This window comes from Clostridium estertheticum, assembly GCF_026650985.1.
In the GTDB taxonomy this organism is placed as follows: Bacteria; Bacillota; Clostridia; order Clostridiales; family Clostridiaceae; genus Clostridium_AD; species Clostridium_AD estertheticum_C.
Genome location: NZ_CP086239.1, coordinates 4,225,866 through 4,237,500, shown reverse-complemented (window position 1 = coordinate 4,237,500; position 11,635 = coordinate 4,225,866). Strand labels below are relative to the sequence as shown.

Here is an 11,635-nt window from a genome sequence, read left to right as displayed (position 1 = left end):
TGGATGCAAGTGAAGCACCGTCCTTACGTCTCCACCTTCAAGTTCTTCTTCATCGTATGCATTAACTAAGAATGCAAGAAGAACTCTGTCTGCTCCAAGTGATGGCTCTATACAATATGGTACATATTTTTCATTAGTCATAGGATCTAAGTAACTTAAGTCATTTCCTGAATGTTCCATATGTTTCTTTAAATCATAATCAGTTCTATCGGCAATTCCCCATAACTCTCCCCATCCAAAAGGAAACAAGAATTCTATATCACAAGTAGCGTTGCTATAAAATGATAATTCCTCTTTATCATGGTCTCTAAATCTTAAATTTTCTTTCTCCATTCCCAAGTTATATAAGAAGCTAGCACAATGTTCTTTCCAATATTTAAACCATTCTAAATCTGTGCCCGGCTTACAGAAAAACTCCAATTCCATTTGTTCAAATTCTCTTGTTCTGAAAATAAAGTTTCCTGGTGTTATTTCATTTCTAAAAGCCTTACCTACTTGACCTATACCAAATGGAATCTTTTTTCTTGATGCCCTTTGGACATTTTTAAAGTTTACGAAGATACCTTGAGCAGTTTCTGGTCTTAAATATATATCCGATTTTCCATCTTCCGTTATTCCTTGAGATGTTTTAAACATTAAATTGAACTTTCTAATATCAGTGAAATTATTTTTCCCACATTTAGGACATACTATTTTATTTTTCTCCAAATAATCTTTTAACTCTTCATTTGTCCATCCATCGGCAGTAGCTACTTCTGCTCCAAGACTTGTCATATGATCTTCCACTAATTTGTCTGCTCTAAATCTAGCTTTGCATTCTTTACAATCCATTAGTGGATCTGAAAACCCTCCAACATGACCTGTTGCAACCCATACTTCAGGATTCATTAGTATAGCGCAGTCAACTCCTACATTATATGGACTTTCTTGAACAAATTTTTTCCACCAAGCTTTTTTTACGTTATTTTTAAATTCAACTCCTAAAGGACCATAATCCCAAGAGTTAGCGAGTCCTCCATATATATCAGATCCCGGAAATACAAACCCTCTAGTTTTGCACAAAGTAACAATCTTATCCATGCTTTTTTTTAATACCATTTTAATACCTCCTAAATTTTCAATATAAAAAAAAGGACTATACCGTAAGGGACGAAATTTACTTCCGCGGTTCCACCCTTATTGGCACATGCCCTACTCTAAGTTTTATACACTCAAAAGTTCCTTTCACAATAATACTTTGATTGTTTACACTAGCCACAATCTCTCTTATAAAGCATTATTACTACTCTTCTTTATCATAGTGAAATATTTTATTATATTAATGTAACATTAAATCTCATATTATGTTTAGTTTATACAATCATAGTATTAACATAAGTACATTAATTACCATAATATATATTTCAAATAAAAAATGGCTCCGCGAAAAGGATTTGAACCTTCAACCTATCGGTTAACAGCCGAGCGCTCCACCGTTGAGCTATCGCGGAATAACATTATTTTTAACTCTAATGACATTATACCACGTATAATTAAAAATGCAATAGTTTTATTTTTATTAAAACAAAATATTGAAAAATGACTAGGTTAATATTTTATATATTAATAACTATAATAAAACTAAAAGGGCATTTTAGATTAACTAAAATACCCTTTTATATTACTGAATTGGTTTCATTGTAGGGAATAGTATAACATCTCTTATTGAATAAGCATCAGTTAGGAACATTACCAATCTATCAATTCCTATACCAAGGCCTCCTGTTGGTGGCATTCCTGTTTCTAATGCGCTCATAAATTCTTCATCTATTAAATATGCCTCATCATCGCCTAATTCTCTTTCTTTAGCTTGTTGCATAAATCTTTCTCTTTGAACAACTGGGTCATTTAACTCTGAATATGCATTGCAAATTTCTCGTCCAAATACAAAACCTTCAAATCTCTCTGTGAATGCTTCATTTCCTCTCTTCTTCTTTGTAAGAGGGGATATTTCTACAGGGTAATCACATAAGAATGTTGGTTGGATTAATTTTTCTTCCACATATACCTCAAATAATTCATTTAAGATATCTGCTTTTGTACAATCTTTTAATTCTTTTTTAAATTCTAGATGTTTTTCTTTAGCTATAACTCTAGCTTCTTCATTAGTAGCTATTTTAGCAAAATCTACACCTGAATATTCTTTTACTGCATCTACCATAGTAATTCTTCTCCATGGTGGTGTAAAATCTATTTCAGTTCCTTGATAATTTACTTTCGTAGTTCCATGAATTTTTTCACAAACATAAGCTATCATATTTTCAGTAATCGCCATCATATCATTGTAGTCTGCAAAAGCTTCATATAGTTCTATACATGTAAATTCTGGATTATGTCTTAAATCGGTTCCTTCATTCCTAAAGTTTTTACCCATATCATATACCTTTTCAAAACCTGCAACAATAAGTCTTTTTAAATATAACTCTGTAGCAATTCTAAGATACATATCCATGTCTAATGCATTATGATGTGTCATAAATGGTCTTGCTGCAGCTCCTCCCGCTATTGGTGATAGTATTGGAGTTTCAACTTCTAAAAAGCCTTTATCATCTAAAAATTGCCTAATAGCCTTGACTATCTGTATTCTCTTTAAAAAAGTATCTTTAACTTGTGGGTTCGATATTATATCTACTTCTCTTTGTCTATATCTTAAGTCAGGATCTTTTAATCCATGCCATTTTTCTGGAAGTGGTTTTAGGGCTTTTGCTATTAGCTGAAAATCAACTATATGTAGTGATATTTCTCCAGTTTGCGTAACAAACGTTGTACCAGTGACACTTAGAAGATCTCCTATGTCAAAACTTTTATATTCTTTTAATTTTTCTTCGCCTACTGCATCTATTTTTATGTATAGTTGAATTCTTCCATATCTATCTTGTAAATCAGAAAAACCTGCCTTACCATGAACTCTTTTAGACATAAGTCTCCCTGCTACAATAACCTGAGTTCCCTCTAATTTCTCATAATTTTCCTTAACCTCTTGAGATGTATGAGTTCTCTCGACTTTGTACACATCAAATGGATCCTTGCCTTCTTCTTTTAAAGCAGATAATTTTCGTCGTCTTATTGTTACCTGTTCATTATATTTAGATTCAAGTTCATGCATACTTTTTTCTTCGCTTTTTTCTTCATTCTTTTTTTCGTTTGACATTACTACGCCTCCTATTTTTCTCTAGGTCAGAAAATAATTATTAATAATTAAGTCTACCACAGTTTATATATATATGTGTTTTATATATGTATATATTTCTTTAGGGCACCTACCAATTATAAATTGTTAAGTACCCTTATTATTTGTTAACCGCTTTATTATTTATAAAAACTCGTTTTATAAATACTTTGTTTTATATTAAATCATCTCCTGGGTCGCTACAAAATTAAATGACTTTTAAATAATTACCCACGTCGTACTTCTAATATTTCATATTTACTAATACCATCTGGTACAGTAACCTCTATAATTGCTCCTACTTTCTTACCAACAAGCGTTCTTCCAACTGGCGATTCATATGATATTTTATTTACCATTGGATCTGCTTCTGCTGATCCCACTATATAAAATTCAACCTCTTCATCAAATTGATAGTCCATTACCTTGACTATAGCTCCAATACTCACTACATCTTTTTCAATATCTTTTTCATCTATAACATTTGCATTTCTAAGCATATTTTCCAATTGTAATATTTTTCCTTCTACAAACGCTTGCTCATTCTTAGCATCATCATACTCCGAGTTCTCACTCAAGTCTCCATATCCAAGTGCTACTTTTATCTTTTCTGTTATATCTTTTCTTTTGACTGTTTTAAGAATTTCTAATTCTGCCTCCAACTTTGTAATTCCCTCATAGGTCATCACGTATTGTTTTGGTTCACTCATATATTTCTCCCCTTTTAAATTTTTATTACATAAGTTAATAACCATTTATAAAATTCACTATAAACTAACAATCCCACGGCATATTGCTCCCCCACCTTGAAATTGTTTTTTAAGTATATCCGAAATGCACTTTATATAATATAAGACTAATAAGTCAAATTAATGAATTATTAGGTCTAAAATTTATTATTATAATAACAATCATGTAACCATTTAGCCATTATAAATCAGAGAGTCGATATTGTCAATATATTTTATTGAAATATACTAACCTATTACATTATTATTAAATTTTATTTCTTTTAAATGTATGTCATTATACTTAAGCGCCTTTTCTATATCATTTTCTTGCATTTGACATAATATTGCTCCTACAAGTTCTATAGATAAATCAGTTCTATCAATATTCCAAGGCACATTATAACTTACATCATTTACTGCAATGATATTTTGTTGTTTACTCAAGCTATTATCTAAGAACCATACTAAATTTCCATAACCAAATTCATGATTTTTAGATGAAATAATAAAATCTGCTATTTTAATAGCATAAATTTCATCATCTGTCACAATAGGTGATACCCCATAACTTGCCATAATATAATCTGAAAGTTTTCTAACTTTTACTAAATCGGATGACAGAAGCACAATGTATTTACTGTATTTAGCAAGCTCTTCAATAATATTATTGTTTATCATATCACAAGCATCATATACTACAACGCAGCAATTTTTAAGACTTTTTTTTCTCACTCTAAGCATGAGTTGTACACTTTTTATAACACTAAAGGCCAAAAATTTCTTTTGAAATTGATTATAATAATTATAGTCCATAGTTCTTAGTGTTTTTAGTGATAATTGTACTTCTCCACATTTAGATATTTTTTTAGCATAATATACATTATTATAGTATGCCCTCTTATTAAAATTAGGTGGCATACGTACATTTATCAATTTAATATCTAGTTCTTTAATATATTCATTAGTTATTATTCTCGTCTTTAGTTTGTCCTTAACTCTGCTTAAAAATCCAAATTCATTATAGGCATTATCTATATTTGAAGTTACATATAAGATTGGATTCATCCATACACACCTTATAAATTAATGTATTACTATCTTATTCAGTGTTAATTCTATAAATTCATGTTTTAGCTATATATTTATAGTCTTCGATTAAACTTTAAACAGTCTTCAAAAACTCTTTGTACTCTAAAAGCAATTGCTTAACCTCACCATAATTTTTTTTAGTGTTAATTTTATTCTTAATTTCCGTGCAATTGGTAAGACCTTTAATATACCAAGCTGTATGTTTTCTCATTTCTCTAACTGCCTTAATTTCTTCGTAATATTTTACAGCTAAATCCAAATGCCTTATGCACATATCTATTTTCTCATCCTGTGTAGGGTATATGACCTCTTCTTTATTTATCGCCTGCATAACTTCTCTAAAAATCCATGGATTACCCATAGCCCCTCTTGCAATCATTATAGCATCGCAACCAGTAATTTCTTTTATCCGAATAGCATCCTCTACAGAAAATATATCTCCATTACCTATAACAGGTACTTTAACGCTTTCTTTTACAGCCCTTATAATATCCCAATCAGCCTTGCCTTCATACATTTGTTCGCGAGTCCTGCCGTGCACCGCAATAGCATCTATACCCGCATCTTCCATGTATTTAGCAAATTCTACAGCATTAATACTATTTGAATCAAAGCCTTTTCTAAATTTGACTGTAACTGGCTTTGTAGAAACCTTCTTCATTTCTTTTATTATTTGCGCTGCAAGTTTAGGATTTTTCATTAAAGCAGATCCCTCACCATTTTTCACTATTTTATGTACCGGACACCCCATATTTACATCTACAATACATATATCGTCCCTTGTATTGAAAATTTCACAAGCACTAGCCATAATCTTAGGATCATTTCCAAATATCTGAATAGCTACAGGTTTCTCCTCGCTGGATATTCGCATAAGCGACTGCGTATTACTACTACCATAATACATTCCTTTAGCACTTACCATCTCAGAATACAAAAGGCCACAACCTAGTTCTTTGCATAAACCTCTAAATGCAATATCTGTGATTCCTGCCATAGGAGCTAAAAAAACATCATTTTTAAATTCGATATTTGATATTTTCATTAAATCACCTATTCCCTATTTTTCTCATAAATCATTCTAAGCCCTTCTAATGTTAGATTCGGATGAAACTCATCGATAGCCGAAGAATCTTTGGTTATTAAGTTTGAAAGCCCTCCTGTTGCAACTACAAAAGGCTCTTCTTCTCCCATATTAATCATTTCACTTTTCATTTTATTAACAATATAATCTACCTGTCCAATATATCCATATACTATCCCCGACTGCATACTTGCAACAGTATTTTTACATATAACTGTATCTGGTTTTATAAGCTCCACCCTCGGTAACTTTGCAGCTCTCTCAAACAAAGCTTCTGAAGCTATTTTGATACCCGGGCATATGGTTCCACCTAAATAATTAGCATCCTTACTTATAGCACAAAAAGTTGTAGCAGTGCCAAAATCGATTAAAATTAATGATCTTTTATAAATTGCATGAGCAGACACAGCGTTAACAATCCTATCTGCACCTACTTCTTTAGGATTATCGTATTTTACATTTATACCAGTCTTTACACCCGGTCCAACTATCATAGGTATTAAATCAAAATATTTTCTTATCATGTGTTCTAGTGAATACATAATATTTGGAACAACAGAAGAAATTATTACTCCTTTAATGTGTTCTACCTTTATGTTTCTCTGATGAAATAGTTGCATTACTTGAATCCCATATTCGTCAGCAGTTCTTTTTGCATCAGTAGAAAGTCTCCACTCCACAAGTAATTCCTTCTCCTTAAAAACTCCTAATACAGTATTAGTATTTCCAACATCTAAAACTAAAATCACTTTATACACCACCTATATAATATAAAACGACTCACGAGTCGCTTTATTATTTTCCTATGTTAAAACATAATAATAGCACATCAAATACAATAAAATATCTATATAAAATATTGCTAATTTATCAATCTAATTCTAACAATTTGAATATATTTGTCAAGTTAAATATTTAAAAGAAGTTTTATATCAAATATATTTATTTACATTTTTAATACTATATATCGTTACCCAAAAATAAGGATGTTATAGATATAGTCTATAACATCCTCATCAAAATAAAGCAATAACATTAATTTTTTTAGAATAGACCTGTAATAGTACCATCTTCAAAAATATCCATCTTATTCGCCGCTGGAATCTTTGGGAGACCAGGCATTGTCATTATATTTCCCGTTAAGGCCACAATGAATCCAGCTCCATTAGATATAGTAATTTCTTTTATATTTATTGTAAAATTCGTTGGTCTTCCCAAAAGCTTTGGATTATCTGACAAAGAGTTTTGAGTTTTAGCAACACATATAGGAACTTTGTCTAACCCAAGTTTTTCTATTTCAGCAATTTGCTTATTTGCAGAAGGACTGTATTCTACGCCATCCGCTCCATAAATTTCCTTGGAAATAATGTTTATTTTTTCTTTTATAGAAAGTTTCACATCATATAGGACCTTAAAGTCACTTTTATTATTTTCAATAGTGTCTATGACTTTACTCGCGAGTTCTAGTCCTCCATCTGCTCCCTTTTCCCAAACCTCTGTCAAATCTACTTTAACACCCTTTTTACCGCAAAATTCTTTTATACATTCGATTTCTTTTTCAGTATCTGTAACAAACTTATTTATTGATACTACTACCTGAACTCCATATTTTTCAATATTTTCTATTTGTTTTTCTAAGTTTCCAATTCCTTTCGAAAGTGCTTCCACGTTAGGTTCGTTTAATTTATCTTTTTTTACTCCACCATGATGTTTTAGTGCTCTTATTGTAGCAACAAGAACCACGCAATCTGGTTTTAATTTGCCATATCTACATTTAATATCAAAGAATTTTTCAGCACCTAAATCTGCTCCAAATCCAGCTTCAGTTACAACGTAATCTCCTAACTTTAAAGCCATTTTTGTTGCTAGTAGACTATTGCAACCATGAGCGATATTAGCAAAAGGTCCGCCATGTATTATGGCTGGAGTATTTCCTAACGTCTGAACTAGATTTGGTTTTATAGCATCCTTCATAAGTAGTGCCATCGCACCATTCACAGCTAAATCTTTACAATAAACCGGGTTACCTACTAGGTCATATGCAACCAAAATCCTACCCATTCTTTCCTTTAAGTCCATAAGGTTACTCGCCAAACATAGAATAGCCATTATTTCAGACGCGACAGTTATCATAAACCCATCTTCACGTGTAAACCCATTAGGTTTACCACCAAGTCCAACGATAATATGTCTTAAAGCTCTATCATTCATATCCATGACTCTTTTAAATATAATTTTTCTGCTATCAATTCCAAGCACGTTACCTTGCTGAATATGATTGTCTATAGCTGCTGATAATAAATTATTAGCGGCAGTTATAGCATACATATCGCCTGTAAAATGCAAATTTATATCCTCCATTGGCACCACTTGCGCATATCCACCGCCAGCAGCTCCACCTTTAATACCGAATACTGGTCCAAGTGATGGTTCTCTTAAGGCTATCACTGCATTTTTACCTTGTTTGCATAAGGCCTCGGCAAGTCCTATTGTAACAGTAGATTTCCCTTCGCCTGCTGGAGTAGGATTAATAGCTGTAACTAATATTAACTTCCCATCTTTTCTATTTTCATTTCTTCTTAGTACATCAAGCGAAATCTTTGCTTTATATTTTCCATATAAATCAATATCATCTTCACCTAATCCCATATTCTTTGCAACTGCACTTATATGTAACATCTTAGCACTTTGTGCAATTTCTATATCACTTTTCATATACTTCACCCCTTATATATAAATTAAACAGAAAGCATTCCTTTATAGAAATTATTCTTGTTATAGTTCTAAATATAATTTTATTATTATCTCGTTAAATCATCTCTTGTGGTACATATATATACTTTTAAATTTACTTAATTGGATTAATTGCTAAAATTCATTTCTGTTTATTCCCTTATAGAATCAATCTTTTATATTATATCACAATTTATATCAAATGTTTAAATAGAAGTTAAGTAAATCTTCAGAAAATTCTTATGATAAAATATTATTCAGTTTATTTTTAGGCTAAAAAAAAGGCATACAGTAATTTATGTATGCCTTTTAACTTAAATAATCTATGATAATTCTATTTCAGCTGATTCTGTTCTAGCAATTATAGCCTCAAATTCAGCACCCTCTAGTTTTTCTTTTAAAAGTAATTCTTGAGCTACTGCATGAAGTTTACCTATATTTTCATCAAGAATCTTTTCTGCTTTTGCATATGCTTCATCAATAAGATCTTTAACTTCTGAATCTATTTGGAAAGCCACTTGTTCACTAAAGTTTCTACTTTTACCTAAATCTCTTCCAAGGAATACTTCATTATGGTCATTACCAAAAGATATTGGTCCAAGAACATCGCTCATACCATACTCCATGACCATTTTTCTCGCTATAGCCGATGCTCTATCAATATCATTTTTAGCACCAGTGCTAATATCTTTCATTATTAGTTTTTCTGCAACTCTACCGCCAAGCAGTCCAACCATCTCATCTTTAAGCTTTAACTTTGAAGTATAAGATGTATCTTCTTCAGGCAAATGCATTGTATATCCACCTGCCATCCCTCTTGGTATAATGCTTATTTGATGAATAGGATCTGATAATGGAGAATACTTCATTACCACCGCATGCCCTGCTTCATGATATGCAGTTAATTTTCTATCTTTTTCACTAATGACCCTGCTCTTTTTCTCAGGTCCTGCAATAACTCTAGTTACCGCTTCATCAAGTTCTACCATTTCTATAATCTGTTTATTTTTTCTTACAGTAAGTAATGCAGCTTCATTCATTAGATTTTCTAGATCTGCACCAGTAAATCCTGGTGTTCTCTTAGCTAATACATCAAGCTTTACCTCATCTGCTAATTGCTTATTCTTAGAATGTACTTTAAGAATCTCTTCTCTTCCCTTAACATCAGGTGCACCTACTAATATATGTCTATCAAATCTGCCCGGTCTTAAAAGAGCTGGATCTAGTATATCTGGTCTATTGGTCGCAGCTATCATGATTATACCTTCATTAACACCAAATCCATCCATTTCAACTAATAACTGATTTAGAGTTTGTTCTCGTTCATCATGACCACCACCAACACCAGCACCTCTTTGTCTACCTACTGCATCAATCTCATCAATAAATATTATACAAGGAGCACTTTTTTTGGCTTGCTCAAATAAATCTCTTACTCTTGAGGCTCCAACCCCGACAAACATTTCTACAAAATCAGATCCCGATATACTATAAAATGGGACTCCTGCTTCTCCTGAGACAGCTCTTGCAAGTAAAGTCTTACCTGTACCTGGTGGACCAACAAGTAATATTCCTTTAGGAATTCTTGCACCTGCATCTAAGTATCTTTTAGGTTGTTTTAAGAAATCTACAACTTCTGCAAGCTCGTCCTTTTCTTCATCTTCACCCGCCACATCATCAAATGTAACTTTCTTCTTATCTGGCGTGGCAATCTTGGCTCTACTTTTGCCAAAATTCATTACCCCTCTATTACCGCCACCGCCGCCGCCTTGCGATTGTTGCATATACATAAACCAAAATGCTACTAGCATTAAAACAATAAGAAGTGTTGGTACTATTTGCAACCACATCGGCATGCTTGCTGGTTTTATATATGTTTCTGTAACTTTGTCATTTGGATGTTCATCCATAACTTGCATTAATCTCGATAGTGGAACTATCGTTTCATATTGTGTCCCGTCAGTTAATTCTCCCGTTATTGTTTTATCTTCTCTTACTTGAACACTTTTAATATCTTTCTTAATCCACTGTTCTTGGAATTTATCAACACTGAGTGTGGTATCCTTTTTATCAGCATCTTTAAAGGTCACCGCTGCAAAAATCACAAGCACAAATACTACGAGCCAAACTGATGCACTAGAAATCTTTTTCATTAGAACCCCCCCTCTCTTTTCATTTATTATGAAATTTTATCACATTAAAAAGCACTTGACAATAATATATATATTAATAAGTAATTATTATAATACACACTTATTTATAAATTTCATCTTTTAATATTCCTATATACGGTAAATTTCTATATCTTTCTGCATAGTCCATGCCAAACCCTACAATGAAAAAGTCCGGTACATCAAACCCTACATATTTAACATCTATATCTACCTTTCTTCTTTCTGGTTTATTAAGTAAACATATAATTTCTAAACTATTTGGTTTTCTTGCAGATAGACACTTCATTAGATATTTGAGTGTAACACCTGAATCTATAATATCTTCTACTATCAGCACGTCTTTTCCTTGAATTTCAAAGTCTAAATCCTTAAGTATTCTTACAACTCCTGAAGTTTTAGTTGAATTTCCGTAACTCGATACTGCCATAAAATCCATTTTACATGGAATTGTAATTTCTTTTAACAAATCTGACATAAATATAACTGAACCCTTTAAAATACCAATAAGTATAAGATCCTTACCATAATAATCTTTACTTACCTTTTCACCCATTTGCCTGATTTTGTCTCTTAATTGGTCTTCATTGTAAAGTACCTCTTTAATATCGTTATTCAT

Annotated in this window: 9 protein-coding genes, 1 tRNA gene and 1 other annotated feature (1 of these 11 running past the window's edge); all 10 genes read right to left on the bottom strand. The window is 31.8% G+C overall.

Going from position 1 to position 11,635, the window contains the following annotated elements; all coding sequences use genetic code 11:
- Nucleotides 1–1,098: the 5' portion of a glycine--tRNA ligase gene (locus tag LL038_RS20350; protein ID WP_171298542.1), read on the bottom strand. Its footprint begins 294 nt before the window's first position; the window shows 1,098 of its 1,392 coding nt (coding positions 1–1,098); the start codon lies at nucleotides 1,096–1,098; its stop codon lies off the left edge, out of view.
- Nucleotides 1,099–1,142: 44 nt separating this feature from the next.
- Nucleotides 1,143–1,308: a binding site (T-box leader), on the bottom strand.
- Between the two features lie 107 nt (nucleotides 1,309–1,415).
- Nucleotides 1,416–1,490: transfer RNA gene (locus LL038_RS20345), tRNA-Asn, on the bottom strand.
- Nucleotides 1,491–1,660: 170 nt separating this feature from the next.
- Nucleotides 1,661–3,145 carry a lysine--tRNA ligase gene (gene lysS / locus LL038_RS20340; RefSeq protein WP_375293015.1) on the bottom strand — a complete coding sequence of 495 codons (1,485 nt, stop codon included), beginning with the start codon at nucleotides 3,143–3,145 and terminating at the stop codon, nucleotides 1,661–1,663.
- 290 nt (nucleotides 3,146–3,435) lie between these two features.
- Nucleotides 3,436–3,918 carry a transcription elongation factor GreA gene (gene greA, locus LL038_RS20335; protein ID WP_216124272.1) on the bottom strand — a complete coding sequence of 161 codons (483 nt, stop codon included), beginning with the start codon at nucleotides 3,916–3,918 and terminating at the stop codon, nucleotides 3,436–3,438.
- A gap of 267 nt (nucleotides 3,919–4,185) precedes the next feature.
- Nucleotides 4,186–5,004 carry a hypothetical protein gene (locus LL038_RS20330; protein WP_216124273.1) on the bottom strand — a complete coding sequence of 273 codons (819 nt, stop codon included), beginning with the start codon at nucleotides 5,002–5,004 and terminating at the stop codon, nucleotides 4,186–4,188.
- Between the two features lie 97 nt (nucleotides 5,005–5,101).
- Nucleotides 5,102–6,073 carry a tRNA dihydrouridine synthase DusB gene (gene dusB, locus LL038_RS20325; RefSeq protein WP_216124274.1) on the bottom strand — a complete coding sequence of 324 codons (972 nt, stop codon included), beginning with the start codon at nucleotides 6,071–6,073 and terminating at the stop codon, nucleotides 5,102–5,104.
- A gap of 8 nt (nucleotides 6,074–6,081) precedes the next feature.
- Nucleotides 6,082–6,861: a type III pantothenate kinase gene (locus LL038_RS20320; RefSeq protein ID WP_216124277.1), complete on the bottom strand. Its 780-nt coding sequence runs from the start codon at nucleotides 6,859–6,861 to the stop codon at nucleotides 6,082–6,084.
- A 295-nt stretch (nucleotides 6,862–7,156) separates the two neighbouring features.
- The gene (locus LL038_RS20315) at nucleotides 7,157–8,827 is read right to left on the bottom strand and encodes a formate--tetrahydrofolate ligase (RefSeq protein ID WP_216124278.1); all 1,671 of its coding nucleotides are present in this window, start codon (nucleotides 8,825–8,827) and stop codon (nucleotides 7,157–7,159) included.
- Nucleotides 8,828–9,168: 341 nt separating this feature from the next.
- Entirely contained in the window at nucleotides 9,169–10,998 is a 1,830-nt protein-coding gene (gene ftsH, locus LL038_RS20310) for an ATP-dependent zinc metalloprotease FtsH (protein WP_216124282.1), read from the bottom strand.
- Between the two features lie 100 nt (nucleotides 10,999–11,098).
- Nucleotides 11,099–11,635 carry a hypoxanthine phosphoribosyltransferase gene (hpt, locus tag LL038_RS20305; protein WP_216124284.1) on the bottom strand — a complete coding sequence of 179 codons (537 nt, stop codon included), beginning with the start codon at nucleotides 11,633–11,635 and terminating at the stop codon, nucleotides 11,099–11,101.